The sequence below is a fragment of the Clostridium sp. YIM B02569 genome, assembly GCF_022320765.1.
In the GTDB taxonomy this organism is placed as follows: domain Bacteria; phylum Bacillota; class Clostridia; order Clostridiales; family Clostridiaceae; genus Clostridium; species Clostridium beijerinckii.
Genome location: NZ_JAKJJX010000027.1, coordinates 61,133 through 76,260, shown reverse-complemented (window position 1 = coordinate 76,260; position 15,128 = coordinate 61,133). Strand labels below are relative to the sequence as shown.

The 15,128-nt window shown below is 30.8% G+C and carries 12 protein-coding genes; 9 read left to right on the top strand and 3 right to left on the bottom strand.

The window, feature by feature from the left end; translation table 11 throughout:
• Window positions 1-191 precede the first annotated feature (191 nt).
• The 5 genes from L3B96_RS21500 (at window position 192) to L3B96_RS21480 (ending at window position 6,325) form a co-directional block, all read left to right on the top strand.
• Window positions 192-1,400: an aldo/keto reductase gene (locus L3B96_RS21500; RefSeq protein ID WP_238948525.1), complete on the top strand. Its 1,209-nt coding sequence runs from the start codon at window positions 192-194 to the stop codon at window positions 1,398-1,400.
• 724 nt (window positions 1,401-2,124) lie between these two features.
• Entirely contained in the window at window positions 2,125-4,392 is a 2,268-nt protein-coding gene (locus L3B96_RS21495) for a discoidin domain-containing protein (protein ID WP_238948524.1), read from the top strand.
• 426 nt (window positions 4,393-4,818) lie between these two features.
• On the top strand, window positions 4,819-4,995 hold the full coding sequence (rpsU, locus tag L3B96_RS21490; protein WP_012058882.1) for a 30S ribosomal protein S21: 177 nt from the start codon (window positions 4,819-4,821) through the stop codon (window positions 4,993-4,995).
• 252 nt (window positions 4,996-5,247) lie between these two features.
• Window positions 5,248-5,880 (top strand): YkgJ family cysteine cluster protein, encoded by a 633-nt coding sequence (locus L3B96_RS21485; protein WP_077869886.1) that lies wholly within the window; start codon window positions 5,248-5,250, stop codon window positions 5,878-5,880.
• A gap of 196 nt (window positions 5,881-6,076) precedes the next feature.
• Window positions 6,077-6,325: a hypothetical protein gene (locus L3B96_RS21480; RefSeq protein WP_023975607.1), complete on the top strand. Its 249-nt coding sequence runs from the start codon at window positions 6,077-6,079 to the stop codon at window positions 6,323-6,325.
• 160 nt (window positions 6,326-6,485) lie between these two features.
• On the opposite strand, the gene L3B96_RS21475 is transcribed toward L3B96_RS21480, so the two are convergent.
• Both L3B96_RS21475 and L3B96_RS21470 read right to left on the bottom strand, forming a co-directional pair.
• Window positions 6,486-6,623, bottom strand: coding sequence for a hypothetical protein (locus L3B96_RS21475; RefSeq protein ID WP_023975606.1), 138 nt, complete (start codon window positions 6,621-6,623; stop codon window positions 6,486-6,488).
• A gap of 654 nt (window positions 6,624-7,277) precedes the next feature.
• Window positions 7,278-9,533: an SPFH domain-containing protein gene (locus L3B96_RS21470; protein WP_238899141.1), complete on the bottom strand. Its 2,256-nt coding sequence runs from the start codon at window positions 9,531-9,533 to the stop codon at window positions 7,278-7,280.
• 560 nt (window positions 9,534-10,093) lie between these two features.
• Between L3B96_RS21470 and L3B96_RS21465 the strand changes: the two genes are divergently transcribed.
• Window positions 10,094-11,014, top strand: coding sequence for an ATP-binding cassette domain-containing protein (locus tag L3B96_RS21465; RefSeq protein WP_238948523.1), 921 nt, complete (start codon window positions 10,094-10,096; stop codon window positions 11,012-11,014).
• Entirely contained in the window at window positions 11,011-11,736 is a 726-nt protein-coding gene (locus L3B96_RS21460) for an ABC transporter permease (RefSeq protein ID WP_238948522.1), read from the top strand. The genes L3B96_RS21465 and L3B96_RS21460 overlap by 4 nt, the downstream gene beginning before the upstream one ends.
• Window positions 11,737-12,144: 408 nt before the next feature.
• Here L3B96_RS21460 and L3B96_RS21455 read toward each other — a convergent pair whose 3' ends face one another.
• The gene (locus L3B96_RS21455; RefSeq protein ID WP_238948521.1) at window positions 12,145-13,191 is read right to left on the bottom strand and encodes a fatty acid desaturase; all 1,047 of its coding nucleotides are present in this window, start codon (window positions 13,189-13,191) and stop codon (window positions 12,145-12,147) included.
• A gap of 315 nt (window positions 13,192-13,506) precedes the next feature.
• Between L3B96_RS21455 and L3B96_RS21450 the strand changes: the two genes are divergently transcribed.
• Both L3B96_RS21450 and L3B96_RS21445 read left to right on the top strand, forming a co-directional pair.
• Complete coding sequence (locus L3B96_RS21450; protein WP_238948520.1) at window positions 13,507-13,815, top strand: PTS sugar transporter subunit IIB; 309 nt, start codon at window positions 13,507-13,509, stop codon at window positions 13,813-13,815.
• Between the two features lie 28 nt (window positions 13,816-13,843).
• The gene (locus L3B96_RS21445; RefSeq protein ID WP_077869533.1) at window positions 13,844-15,094 is read left to right on the top strand and encodes a PTS sugar transporter subunit IIC; all 1,251 of its coding nucleotides are present in this window, start codon (window positions 13,844-13,846) and stop codon (window positions 15,092-15,094) included.
• Window positions 15,095-15,128 lie beyond the last annotated feature (34 nt).

The window sequence follows — 15,128 nt, the reverse complement described above, 5'->3', positions numbered from 1 at the left end:
TATTTATCATTAAAGCAATTTACTGAGCGGTAACAACAATATTAGACTAAAATTAATTAACAATCAATCATATTTTAGAGTCAGAATTACCATATTCTTCTTAATGAAATAATATCAGATCTGCTATTGGCAAAAAGTTCAATCTGTTATAATATACATATATTATATAAATTGTTGATGAGGTGATTATAATGATGGATTCTGTGGAGGAATCTTCAAAAATGAAATATAGAGAAGATAAAAATGGAAATAAGCTATCAATATTAGGTTATGGATGTATGCGTTTTACTAGAAAAGGGGCCAGCATTGATATAGATAAAGCAGAAAAAGAAATTATGGAAGCGATAAATAACGGTGTGAATTACTTTGATACGGCTTATGTTTATCCAGGTAGTGAGGCTACACTTGGGGAAATTTTAAAAAGAAATAAATGTAGAGAGAAAATATTTATTGCAACAAAGCTCCCACATTTTATGGTTAAGTCAAAGAAGGATTTAGAAAAATATTTTAAAGAACAATTAAAAAGGTTGCAAACAGATTATGTTGATTATTACCTTATGCATATGCTTACTGATGTGCAGACTTGGAACAGATTAAAAGCATTAGGCGCAGACGATTGGTTAAAAGAGAAAGTTCAAAATGGGCAAATTCGTAATGTTGGCTTTTCCTATCATGGAAATACAGAAACTTTTCTTCAGTTACTGGAGGTTTATGATTGGGACTTTTGCCAGATTCAATATAATTATTTAGATGAACATAGCCAGGCAGGAAAAAGAGGATTAAAGGCTGCTAATAAAAAAGGTCTTCCTGTAATTATAATGGAGCCATTACGTGGTGGAAGATTAGTTAATTTATTACCTGAAAAAGCTAAGAACATAATAAAGGAAAATTCAAAGAAACGTACTCCAGCAGAATGGGCATTTAGATGGCTTTGGAATCAGCCTGAGGTTACGTGCGTATTATCAGGAATGAACTCCCTTGAAATGCTTCGGGAAAATATAGATATTGCAAGTAATGTGGAGGTTGATGAATTCACCAAAGAAGATTTTGACTTAATAGAACAGATTAAAAATGAGCTAAATAGAAATATTAAAGTTGGCTGCACAGGTTGTGGATATTGTATGCCATGTCCTAAGGGGGTAGATATACCAGGAACTTTTCATTCGTACAATCTCATGTATTCTGAGAATAAAAAGTCAGGCAGGCATAATTACCTAATGTGTACTGCAGTGCGTAAAAATCCAAGCAGCGCTTCACAATGTGTTGAATGTGGTAAATGTGAAAAGCATTGTCCACAGCACATAGAAATTCGAAAAGAACTTAAGAATGCAAGCAGAGAGCTTGAAACACCTGTATATAAAATTGCAAAAACAGCAGTAAAATTATTTAAGCTATATTAATTCTATAGAAAGTCATCCAGTGAAATGGATGGCTTTTGCATTTTTATAAGAATTAAACGCACATTTTTAAGAATAAAAGGAATATTTATAAAAAGATATATTGAATATTTGCGTTTTGTTCTAAAATATGAATGTTTAAAGAAATTGGTGTTTACTTTGGTTTTTTATCAGAGTATTATCAAGGTATAAAGTAAAGCATACACATCGCAAGCAGCATATCATAAAAATAGTCCTTTACATAACTATAAAATTCTCGTTTATAATGAAATCACCAATGAATAAAGCAATATTATTGATAGCTCATTTTCAAATGTTTTCTCCATATTATGACTCTTGTGGTTACAAATATATTTATAATTTCTAGTGAAGATATTAACTTAAAGTTTCAGCAACTTTGTAAATATAGTCATCTAATAAGCAAATTCTTGTTGTTTAGTAAATGGAAGCACTTTATGTATACGTTTTAATAAGTCCTCTACATAAAACCTACTTCCAGTTACTAATTAAATAAATTCAGTTAAATAATATGATATTTATCTTCATCATGCTTAATACTAAAGCGCTTTAGTATTAGGTATTAGTGAAGTAAAATATAAAACTTAACCTCAAAACAGTTAAGTAAATTAATGTCTTTGTTGCAACAAAACAAGTAGAGTATTTTTAATTAAGAAGCTAATTATTCAAAATATAAGGTTAAATTGTATTTTTAGGAGGTAGTTTAATAATGATTAGGAGAAATAAAAGAATTTTATCATTAACTCTTTCAATGGCTGTCTTTACTACTATGTTTATGTCAACTTCATTTATCACAAAGGCTGAAACTGTAAGTTTAGGAGCAAACAGTGAAATTACCTCAAATGCATCTACACAAAGTGCAGCTGTAGCAACTAATATTGCGTTAAATAAGTCGGCAACTTCATCTTCAGTTACAGGTGGAAATACTGCTTCTTTAGCTGTTGATGAAAATGCAGGAACTAGGTGGGAGTCTACTCAAGGCAGTGATCCTCAATGGATATGTATTGACTTAGGTGGAAATTATAATATCTCAGGAGTAAAACTAAATTGGGAAACTGCTGCTGCAAAAGATTATAAGATACAAGTATCAACTGATAATAAAAATTGGATAGATGCTTATACAAAAACAGGAGGAACAGGAGGAGTAGAAAACATAACTTTTAATTCTACTGCAACCGGAAGATATATAAGAATGCTTGGAACAGCAAGAACTACACAATATGGGTACTCTCTATGGGAATTTGAAGTATACGGTACTCCAGATGGTAATACAGCTAACAATGTAGATTTAGGTCCAAATGTTAAAATATTTGATCCATCAATGCCAAGTTCTGATATTCAAAATACTGTTGATAGCGTATTTAGTAAGATGGAGACAAATCAGTTTGGAAATGAAAGATATGCCTTTTTGTTTAAGCCAGGTTCATATAACGTAAATGTAAATGTAGGTTTCTTTACGTCTGTATTAGGACTTGGAAAGACACCAGATGCAGTTAATATAACTGGTGCAGTACGTTGTGAAGCAGATTGGATGGGAGGAAATGCGACTTGTAACTTCTGGAGATCGGTTGAAAATGTTGCCGTCACTCCAACTTATTCTTCTAATAATTTAGCGCCAGCAGGAACCTTAACTTGGGCAGTATCACAAGCTGCACCAATGAGACGTGTTCACATTAAAGGTGGATTGTCTTTATGGGATCCACTTGGAACTAATTATGATGGAGCTTGGTCTAGTGGTGGATTTATAGCTGATTCAAAGATTGATAATTCAATTACTTCCGGATCACAACAACAATTCTTTACTAGAAACAGTCAAATGGGATCTTGGAATGGTGCAAACTGGAACATGGTGTTTGTGGGGAACAATGGAGCACCTACAGATGACAATGCATATCCATCAACACCAGATACAGTAGTCAGTCAAACACCAGCTATTAGAGAAAAACCATTTCTTTATATTGATGATAATGGAAGTTACCAAGTTTTTGTTCCTGATCTTAGGAAGAATTCTCAAGGAATAACTTGGGCAAATGGTCTAGGACAAGGTACATCATTACCTATAGATCAGTTCTATATAGCAAAACCAGATACATCTACAGCTGAAAGCATAAATGCAGCCCTTAGCCAAGGAAAGAACATTATATTTACTCCTGGAGTATATCATCTTAGTGATTCTATAAATGTAACAAAGTCTAATACAGTTATATTAGGTCTTGGACTTGCAACTTTGATCCCAGACAATGGTACTGCCGCAATGAATATTTCAGATGTTGACGGAGTAAAAGTTTCTGGTGTTCTTTTTGATGCTGGAGCAAAGAATTCACCAGTATTATTGAAAGTTGGACAAGATGGAAGTTCTGCTGATCACTCAGCTAATCCTACAAGTCTTAGTGATTTATTCTTTAGAATTGGTGGGGCAGCAGTAGGAAATGCTGATACAAGTCTAAAAATAAATAGTAATAATGTTATAGGCGATGATTTCTGGGTATGGCGTGCAGATCACGGTACAGGAGTAGGCTGGACAGTTAACAACGCAAAAAATGGTGTTATTGTAAATGGTAATAATGTTACACTATATGGATTGTTTGTAGAGCACTTTAAGGAGTATCAAACTATATGGAATGGTAATGGTGGAAAAGTATACTTCTATCAAAGTGAATTACCATATGATGTTCCAAATCAAGCATCTTGGATGAGCAATAATGGTACTCAAAACGGATATGCTTCTTACAAAGTGGCTGATTCAGTTACTTCTCATCAGCTTTTTGGATCAGGAATTTACTCATACTTTAGGGATGCTGTAGTATCAGAAAATAATGGAATAGAGGTTCCAAATGCATCTGGAGTTAAAGTACACCATGCATGTTCAGTATTTTTATCTGGTAATGGTGAGATAACACACGTAGTAAATAATACAGGTAATACTGCAAAATCTGGTAATATGAAGCAATCAGTTACTGACTATCCTAATTCTTAAAATTAAAAGCGTATAAATTTCTTGATTTTCGATTCGTAAAAAGAACTCTCATTTTATGTGGGAGCTCTTTTTCTATTTTAGGAACTACCTATGAAGGAAAAGTCTTTACAAAGTATAATAATTTTATTTTCGTAGAAAAATATAATGTAATTAAATCTGTAGGCAAATTATAAAACAATATTTTCAAATGATCTTGAATGCAATCACGAGAATAAAAAAATAAATTCACCTCTCAGATTTTTTTTATATACATTAAAAAGTGCAGAGGACCACAGAATATCTAGCTTAGAAGTATCATAAGACTTTATTACTAAACTATTAAGGCATTGACAGCATTTTAGTAAATAATGTATAGTATATTATGAGTTTATATTTGTAAACTATTAATGTGGTTTACAATACAGCGCCGGAGGGAGGGATAAAAGTATGTCAGAAATTAAAGTAGGAGAAAATGAATCTCTAGAGCAAGCATTGAGAAGATTTAAAAAGAAATGTTCAATGTCTGGAATCCTTTCAGAGGCAAAAAAGAGACAACACTATGAAAAGCCAAGCGTAAAAAGAAAGAAAAAGTCAGAAGAAGCTAGAAAGAGAAAGTTTAAGTAATAAATTATAGCGTTACTAATAGTATTAACTATTATAATATAAAACTATTTTACTTACAAAAAAGCGACTTCCACATTTTGTGTCTCGGAAGCATTCTTGGGGAAATTAAAAATTTACAGGTAGTTATTATTTAACTACCTGAATATTAACAGACTAAAAATTTTAGCCTAAAGTTGAAAGTATTTTTTTAAAATTTTCTGCTTTAGGCTCTTTTTATTAAGAAAAAATAATTTGAAATAGAGGAACTATAAAATGAAATTACTATTTGATGGCGAAGGAAAAGTGAATTATGACAAAATTGCTAAAAATACAACAGTTAAAGATGTGTTAGATGCAATTGATATATTTTTAAATAATAATCCTCTTGATTGTAATGGATGTGAGGAGAGCTGCTGCAAAAAGTCTTGGTCTGTTGAAATGGATAATGTATGTGTGAATAAACTAAGTAATTGGGATAATGAAGCTGCTTCGAATTTTGTGCAAGAAAAGTTAGTTAAAAAGAGAAATTACTATAGGGATTTTGATCAGTATGTATTAGATAAGAAAACTGACTGTAATTTCATAACAGAAACAAATCTATGCACTATATATGAAGAGAGACCAGTAATATGTAGGCTTTATATCTGTAGCGCGAGAAGTTATAGGTATAATGTGATTAGAGAACTGATAGGAAGTACATATTTAAAAGCACTTGTGCTTGAAGAGAAGATTAGAAAGAACGATTTCCCTGAACAAACGATTGATAAATATAAAAGAAATCCAGCAGTTTTTGCTAAAGAATACGATATACTTTTAGAAGAAATATTTGATTATGCAGAAGATGAAGGCTGGCTTTACTCCGATGAAAGAGATGAATTGTACGAAGAAATACCCCTAAATCTTTAACATAATTTTCGGTATAAAAGCATTGTGCTAAAGTCATATACGCGCAGTGCTTTCTTATAGTCCAGATTTTTCTCAAATGTAATTACAAGTAAGATGAATAAAAAATAACCATAAAAATGTAACTTTAGTGGAAATTAATTGAATAGAGGTATACAATAGTAATGTACATAAAAAATAAATAAAAGGACTTGATAAAATGGAATATCTATATTCAATATCTACAGTATTAAGCTACATATTTCTAGTATTATTTTTTATCAGAGTATTTATAAATAAGAAAGAAATAGACTTTAAAAGTAATAAACTTGAATGGCAGGTGCTTGCGAGTCTAATAATTTTAAGTATTGTACCAATGGCAAACACATTCTTAACTGGTTCAAGCATTTACTTTTCAATACTAATGAAACATGATGACTTTATAAAGCTTATGAACAGAGAGCTTTAGAAGAGTTTCAGGCTATCTATTATATATAGATAGTAACCCAGCTATTCCGACTTCAGAAGTATCAGTAAGATCTTGTTGAAGAAAGAATAACTGAACTTTCTATATGAAGTTAAAGTAAATTTATTTCAATTTACATTACCTTCCTTAGAATAATAATGTTTTATTGAGTTGTTTTTCCATTATCTAGTAACATTCGGCCAATAACCTTCTTAGGTCTTTTATTATTTTTAGTGTTATTTCCCTTTTGTTTCTTTTCTTCTATTAATTTCTTCATCATTTCTATTTGTTTCTCATTCATGTTTATCCCTCCAGTGTAAGGCCTATTCATAAAATAACAAGTCGTAACTCTCGTATATTTTCTTTCATATGCCTATAATAAATCATATAATCCAAATGATTTTACAATTTTATAATTGATTGTATCATAGATTCAAAAGTTTATAAACTAAAACAAATATATATGTTGCAAAAATAATTTTTCATGATAATTCTAAAAAATGTTACAAGATATTTAACCATAACTGTGAATTGCAACAAATACGTTCTGCTTATTTCTAGGGATTATAAAAAAATGTATCCAAATAACTTCAAAAGTTACTTAGATACATCTCGTTCTTATAGATATCAAATTTAAAGATTTGGCTTATTAGATAAACACATATTTATAAAGTTGTTAAGAATTTAAATTCGTATCTCAACTAGAAATCATAAATATATTTGTGGAGAAAACATTTGAAAATGAACTGTTAAAGGTTCTTAGCTGTAGGTTGTTCCATTTTAGCTTGTCAAACTGAAAGTTGGAGCATGCTAAAATGGATACAACCTGCGGCTTAGAAGCTTCAGCGATATTTTCATAGCTTTTCGGAACAAAATATTTGTGATTTTGGTAAGTTACCACATAAATTTAGTTTTAGAGTTGGATATCTATATAATACTAGAAGTAAAAATAGGTTTATACTTCAGGTTCCTTGGCTGAAATATTATCTTTCTTTTTAGCTATCTTTGATTCTTTAGAAGAACTATTCTCTGATTGATTAGTTATAGCAGAATGTGCAGGAGTAATAGTATTTACTATTGATCCATTAGCACTAGCCATGTTAGCTAAAATCATGCTTAAAATTCCTTCCATAGCATTAGGAGTTTTTCCATCAGCCCCCCCCATAATTACTGTTTGTGGTACAAGAGGGGATTTGCTTATCTTTAATGCTTCTGCAAAAGCAGTTAATACGCTTTGTTGTACTTGTAATTCAGGACCGCCATAAGCATCAACTAAGGCTTTAGCAGCAGTACCTTTTGCAAGACCAACCTTTGTTTCTTGTTCTGCAGTAGCTTCTGCAACAGCTTTGATATTTAAAGCTTGAGCTGCACCGACTTTTTCAAGTTTGAAAGCTTCAGCTCCAGCTTGTAATTCTACTTGTTTAGCATTAGCAGCTGCATTAAGTTCAGTAGCTTTAGCGTTAGCGGCAGCTTCAGCTTCTTTTGTATATCTTAAAGCATCAGCTTCTTGAGTTCTCTTGTACTTATCAGCTTCAGCAAGTTTTTGAGTCTTTAAAGCTAATTGTTCAGCAAGTTTTAATTCAGATTTACCTTTGTTATCAGCAACTTCTATATCGATACTTGATTGAGTAAGAGCCGCTTGAGCTGCACTTTTAGCAATTGCTTCATTAAGTTCTCTTTGTTTTTCTGCTGACTTTTGTTTTGCTTCATTTGTTTTAATTTCTTCCAATGCAACTTGTCTATCTCTAAGTTGTGCAAGGATTAGATCAATTCTCTTATCTGTCGAAGAAGCAGCAGGTGTACCAATTAATACTTCCTGTAATTCTAAATCATATAATTTGAATTTTTCCTTCATTTCTTTAGAAGCTTGTTCTTGAATAGCGCTTCTATCCTGTACCAATTCAATTAAAGTCTTAGTTTGTCCAATATTCTTAAAGTAACCTGCAACCATAGGATCTAGTGATTGTTCAATAAGAAGTTTAATATCACCAAATCTTTGGATTACTGAAGAAGCTTTTCTATAATCAATATTAAACACTACAGTAAGTGGGAGATTAGGTTCAAAAGCATCCTTAGTTATAAGATTAATTTCTTTTAAATTATCATCTAGTTTATGATCTCCAACCTGACCGCTAATCCATTTTAATATAACATTAGTAGTAGGAACTGGAATGATTTTACCTGCATAAGTATTAAATGGATACTTACCTGGCATCATACATTCTCTCCAAATACCTTTCTTGCCTTGCTCAACAAGTTCTCCATGAGAGTAATCTGATCCAGATACATCTTCACCTTTTTCACCAAAGTAACTAACAACAACACCTACATAACCAATATCTATAATACTTTTTGGAACTATGTCCACATTAGCAAATAACCTATTAATAAAGTAAACGCCATCTGTCAATACCTGCATCTGCTTACCTTTTCTACCACCAGCAGCTAAGAATTTTTCAGGTTCTTGGAAGTTACTATGGTAATATTCATTTGTAATACCATCACCAACTATTGGAGCGATTATAGCTCCGTTATCTGGAGTAGGTCCTTCATTAACAGTTACTATACCAATTGTATCTTTAGTTTTAATATTGTTTCCAAATTCATCTTGTTCAAGATTTTTTGAGCTCGAGATAACTACAGGAATGAATCCATTAACTCTAAGCAAGTCACTTCTCATAGTTTCTATTTGCTCTGATTCATCCTTTGAAGTAAATATTGAATGTACTTTATCCTTTGTAATTATGATAAACTGAGCTAGATTAAATGCATAAGTACCTTCACGAAGAATTTGCCTTTGAGGACCTTTTTGCCCTCTATTATTTAAAAAAGCTACTACATCCTGAAAGGATTTACACTCAGGAATAACTTTTCCTAAAGTTTGTCCATCTGCAAGACTTTCTCCTGATCTTGCAAATACATAACCTATCTGTCCTTGTGGAATTGTTACAAGTCTTACTTTCTTAACCTTGTACTTAAAAGGAGTTTTAAAATGCACTCCAGCTCTTAGAACGTGTGGCTGATAACCAGCTTCACCCTTCAATGCAATTAAACCATCAGCAGGCACAGATCCTTTTAAGCTCCACCATTTTTCTACTATACCTACCTCATCAGTTCCGATACTTGTAAATCCTATGCCATAGAGTAATATAAATAGCGCTAAGATTCCAATACCCACATAAATTAAAATTGATATTGTTCCTGAATTCATAAAATTCCCTCCATAAATTTATTGTCTTTTTCTAAGACATTTTCTTGTTTAATTGGTATAGATAGTAATATATTATATTAGGCATTAATTGTAAATGTCCAAATTAGTCAGATTTCCTCATTAGATTTGTTGCCGTTACCAATTAGAATAAACTAAACTTTGTTATCTCTCGGAATATCATTCAATCGCTTTAAATCTACCTCCGATATATTTACTTTTTAAGAATATTTCAATGCACCCTGATTTATGAGCACTTTTTAGTAATTAAGCTATCAGAAATCACTATTATTAAATTTTTTTAATGTTATGTTTGCATAAACTAATACAATTGTATCACTTGCTTTTAAATGAATATCTCTTAGGGATAAATGGCTTTTATCTATAGGAATTGTATAGGTTTCAACAATGATAATATAGATTGTATGAATCCAATAAATTAAGGCTTATAAATTTTTATTACAGTATTTTATTATTTAGGGGTATAATGGGAATTGGGCATGTTGAGAAACAGCTTCTATTTTACTTAGGAATATTTAAGACAAATTGAAGGGAATATTAATATGAATTATATATTGAAAACTGATAATCTAACAAAACAGTATGGAACACAATTGAGTGTAAGTAACTTATGTATTAACATCGAGGAAAATGATATATATGGGTTTATAGGAAGAAACGGAGCAGGAAAAACAACTACTTTGAAGATGATCTTAGGATTGATTCCTGCAACTAGTGGTAAAATAACGGTTTTGGGAAAGGAAGTTAATAAAAAGAATATTTCTTATTTAAGAAATATAGGATCTATTATAGAATTTCCATCGTCTTATGAAAACCTAACTGCTTATGAGAATTTAAAACTTCATTCTAATTATATGGGGGTGGAAGATAAGGGAATAATAGACGAGTGCTTAGAAAAAGTTGATCTTTTAAATGATGAGAATAAAAAAGTTAAAGAGTACTCATTAGGTATGAAACAAAGGCTTGGTATAGCGCGTGCAATTCTTCATAAGCCAAAGCTTTTAATTTTAGATGAGCCTACTAATGGATTAGATCCACTAGGAATAAGAGATCTTAGAAATTTCATACTAAGACTTGCTAATGAGGACAATATGACTTTTATAATATCAAGTCATATATTAAGTGAACTAGAACTTACAGTGACTAAGCTTGGGATTATAGAAAAAGGAATCTTATTAAAAGAAGCTTCAATGAATGAGATTAATGATAGTTACGAGGAATATGTTGATGTTAAAGTTGACGATGTGAAAAAAGCGCAAAAAGTATTAAATGAAAATTTGAACTTAGATAGTTCATTAATTGATGACAACTATTTAAGACTTAATATAAAAGGAAAAGAAATGAGAACAAACTATATAAGCAAAGCACTAGTAAATAATAGTGTGGAGTTATTTGAATTAATTAAACATAAGGAAGGTTTGGAGGATTATTTTGTAAGGATTTCAGGAGGAATAAGGTTATGATGAAATATGTTTTAGCAGAGATTTTTAAGTATAGAAAGGCAAAGATCAAATTCTGTACAATAGTGCTATTTATTCCAACTGTTATTTCATTTATAATATATGGCTTTAATAAAAAATATAATTCATTACTTTTATGGGAAGGTTATTTAAATGTGATATTTTCTTTCCTAAATGATATTGTAGCACCTATAGTTTATGGAATAATAGCTGCTTATATCTTTGGACATGAATATGAAACCAAAACTATGAACGTAATGTTTACTTATCCTATTAATAGAATGAAGCTTTTATTTTCTAAGCTTGCATGCATTCTTTATATTATAGCAATTACTTTAATATTAGTATTCTTCACTTCAATAATTTTAGGATTTTTACTAAAGCATGAAAGCTTAAATATGGATTTACTTATATATTATTTCATATCACTTTTAAAGATGATAGTATATCACTTTATGCTTGTTTGCATAACTTGTGCAGTTGCTATCTACTCAAAAAATGTATTGCCAGGCATAATATTTGCTATCTCAGCTACTTTCGCAAATATAGTAATAGTAAATACACAGTTATCAGCATTTTATCCATGGAGTGCACCAGTCTTGCTAAGTCCACATGAAGGAGTTGGAAGAATCTTTATTCCATATACTTTAAGCATGATATCTCTAGTAGTTATTTTTTTAATTGGGCTCGCTATATCAATTAGAAAATATAGATATGTTGAGTAAAGATGTAGCATAAATCTAAATTTATGTGGTAACTTACTAAAATCATAAATATTTTGGTTCCGAAAAGCTATGAAAATATATTTATCTAATAACTCAAATTTTTAATTTAGATATCTATAAATGATAAAAACAAAGACTTAAAGTAACTAACAGATACTTTAAGTCTTTGTTTTTATAAAAATCTAATATTTATGACGAATTAAATCTTAATAATTTATATAGATAACCCAACTAGAAATAAGAATTATGCTTTTGTGAAATGTTTCATTAGAAATTTGATGGCTTTTAATCTTAGAATCACCCATCATAATTACCCAGAAACTGGAACAAAAGTATATTATTCATTTCGGCGAGTTGTATGCATAAATTTAAGTCTCACTTGGTTTATCTATATATCTCTAATTCTATTTATAGATTATGATAAGAAATTTTATTAGGTTTTAATCCTTTTTCTAGTGAAGTATATATACGTTTGTTTCTTGGATCTATTAATTCCTCGTTATTATAATAGATTCTAGGAGTTTTCCAAAGAAGCTTCAAAGCACTTAAAAGCGGCATTTGATGATATCTATCTGGCCAGAGTTTTAATATTTCTTCCTTTACTAGAGAATAGTATTTAGGATTCATTCCTGGAAATAGATGATGCTCTGTGTGGTAAGAAAAATTAAAATGTAGAACATCAAGCCACTTTGGAACTGTTACCGAAAGACTATTAACCAAAGGATCATTTATAGGTACAAGAGGATTTAATCTATGATTACTTGATATATAACACATTACAATGAAATTTCCTATAAGGAATGGAAGTAAATATGAGAAAATCCATTTATCAGTTTCAACTAAGAAGAATAAACCTATCCATATAATCCAAGGGAGTATAAACTGAATCCATAGTTTTATGCTTTTTTGTCTTTTAAATTCTTTAACATATATAAAAAACATGCGAGTTCCATGAAGTGTAAACGAAATACTTAATGCTGAGAAACTAAATAGTGAGCGAAACCACAAAGGAAGTTTATAAATGTACTTTATAAAAGATCTATTGCTAAATTGCTCAAAGCTCATCCAAGCATCTGGATCATTTATTTCATGTTGAGTATTAGCATGATGACTCATATTATGCCACTTAATCCAAAGGTTTGGACCTATGCTTAATGGCAAAAAAGCTATCCCTCCAAGCAAGTTTTTTAACCAATGTGTTTTTACAACAGTGCCATGTAAAATTTCATGGCCAAGAAAGCCTATGGATGCAAAACTAAAGCCTAAAACTAAAGATATTAAAAAGTTTATAATGTTATTAAATCTACATAGAGTAATTGTGAGTATTCCACAAATTATAATAATTGCATATGCAAGTCCTCCAAACAGCCTTGAAGGTACTGGTTTAAATGCATTTTTAGGTAGTTTGGGGGATATCTTACTAGCATACCACCCTATATTATGAAGTTCTTTCATCGATTTTACCGCCTTTCGTGATCTATAAAGTATCAATAATATTTATCTAATCAACGTACATGGATTTAAAATATAATTTCCAAAGTACTTAATTTATGTTAACAATAATCATTATCAGTTGTCAATGATTATTTGTTAATATTCTTTTGCAAAACTTAAATTTGTTAATTTATGAAACAAAATTTCAAGTATAAGCATTTTTTATGAAATTTTATTAAATTAAAACCAAAAGCGGGTAATAATACGGTTAGCACTAAAATACATATATTGTAAAGCAGCATTTAAATATATTGCTAATTGAAGGGGGATATTGTTATGAAAGTTTTAATGGTTTGCTCCGGGGGAATGTCTAGTGCAATTGTTGTACAAGCGATAAAAAAGGAAGCTGATAAAGAGGGATTTGATCTAGAAATCAAAGCAGTAGGAACTAGCGATTTTGAGGATGAAATTCAGCAAAATAAATATGATTTAGTTTTAGTTGCGCCTCAGGTAAGACATAGGTTAAATGGTTTTAAAGATCAAGCTAATGAATATAGTCTTGAAGTAACTGCTATTGAACCAATGGGATATACACCACTTGGTGGAGCAAGAGTTCTTAAGCAAATAAAGAGCTATTTTAAGTAAAAACAGTAATAAAAGATAAGGAGGAAGTATGAATAAATTTTTTAATTGGCTAGAAAAGTACTTATTGCCACCAATGACTAAATTATCTGAGCAGAGGCACTTAAAAGCTATTAGGGATGGTATAGTATCTACTATTCCACTAATAATAATTGGAAGTTTTTTTCTCGTAATTGCAGTTCCGCCAAATGACTGGCTAAAGCAATTAGTAGCTCCATATGTTAATCAGATAATGTTTCCATATCGCTTAAGTATGGGCATAATGGCCTTATATGCATCTTTTGGAATAGCATATAATCTAGCAAAGTCATATAAGCTAGATCCTTTGTCTGGTGGAAGCTTAGGGCTTGCAGCATTCCTGCTTACAAATGTTCCGTTAAATATTGATCCTAACGGCTGGATGTTATCGTTATCTAGTTTAGGCGGATCTGGTATGTTTACTGCTATTATAATGTCTATTTTTGCTGTAGAAATCTTTAGAGTATGCAAAGAAAAAAATCTAACTATTAAGATGCCAAAAGAAGTCCCAACATCAGTTGCTAATTCTTTTGCAGCTCTTATTCCAGCAGCTTTTATTATAGTACCAATATGGATCATAAGAGATTTATTAAATTTTGATATTCAAAAATTTGTGTTAAGTATATTTACACCTTTGGTAACAGCAGGAAATTCGCTTCCTGGAATATTAGTTCCAATATTACTTATTACACTTTTATGGGGATGCGGAATACATGGAGATTCTGTTGTTGGCACTGTTGCAAGGCCAATATGGCTTGCAATGCTTGATGCTAATGTAGCGGCTCAAGCAGCTGGACAACCTATTCCTAATATAGCGCCAGAGCCATTTTTCCAATGGTTCGTATGGATTGGCGGGTCAGGAGCAACTATAGGACTAGTAATATTAATGTTAGGCTCAAAATCAAGATACTTAAAAGATATTGCTAGAGCAAGCTTAATCCCAGGAATCTGTAATATTAATGAGCCGGTCATATTTGGAGCTCCAATTATGTTAAATCCATTATTAATAATACCATTTATTCTTGGACCATTAATTTGCGGGTGTGTATCATACTTTGCCATGACTTTAAATTTAGTATCTAAACCAGTTATTTTAGCACCATGGACATTGCCAGCACCTATTGGCGCTTATCTAGCAACTGGTGGAGACTGGAGAGCAATAATTTTAGTATTAATAAATATAGCTATTGTAACTGCTTTATATTTTCCATTCTTAAAAGCATATGAAAAGAAATTAATTAAAGAGGGTATGGAGAATAATTAATAAAAATTGATTATAGTTTTAAATTTGTTATGCA

What these genes read in the sequence shown, in the direction of transcription:
- L3B96_RS21480 (WP_023975607.1), top strand. Translation starts at nt 6,077, where the DNA reads ATGGAATATCTATATTCAATATCTACAGTATTAAGCTACATATTTCTA.
- L3B96_RS21450 (WP_238948520.1), top strand. Translation starts at nt 13,507, where the DNA reads ATGAAAGTTTTAATGGTTTGCTCCGGGGGAATGTCTAGTGCAATTGTT.
- L3B96_RS21495 (WP_238948524.1), top strand. Translation starts at nt 2,125, where the DNA reads ATGATTAGGAGAAATAAAAGAATTTTATCATTAACTCTTTCAATGGCT.
- L3B96_RS21475 (WP_023975606.1), bottom strand. Translation starts at nt 6,623, where the DNA reads ATGAATGAGAAACAAATAGAAATGATGAAGAAATTAATAGAAGAAAAG.
- L3B96_RS21445 (WP_077869533.1), top strand. Translation starts at nt 13,844, where the DNA reads ATGAATAAATTTTTTAATTGGCTAGAAAAGTACTTATTGCCACCAATG.
- rpsU (WP_012058882.1), top strand. Translation starts at nt 4,819, where the DNA reads ATGTCAGAAATTAAAGTAGGAGAAAATGAATCTCTAGAGCAAGCATTG.
- L3B96_RS21485 (WP_077869886.1), top strand. Translation starts at nt 5,248, where the DNA reads ATGAAATTACTATTTGATGGCGAAGGAAAAGTGAATTATGACAAAATT.
- L3B96_RS21470 (WP_238899141.1), bottom strand. Translation starts at nt 9,533, where the DNA reads ATGAATTCAGGAACAATATCAATTTTAATTTATGTGGGTATTGGAATC.
- L3B96_RS21455 (WP_238948521.1), bottom strand. Translation starts at nt 13,191, where the DNA reads ATGAAAGAACTTCATAATATAGGGTGGTATGCTAGTAAGATATCCCCC.
- L3B96_RS21465 (WP_238948523.1), top strand. Translation starts at nt 10,094, where the DNA reads ATGAATTATATATTGAAAACTGATAATCTAACAAAACAGTATGGAACA.
- L3B96_RS21500 (WP_238948525.1), top strand. Translation starts at nt 192, where the DNA reads ATGATGGATTCTGTGGAGGAATCTTCAAAAATGAAATATAGAGAAGAT.
- L3B96_RS21460 (WP_238948522.1), top strand. Translation starts at nt 11,011, where the DNA reads ATGATGAAATATGTTTTAGCAGAGATTTTTAAGTATAGAAAGGCAAAG.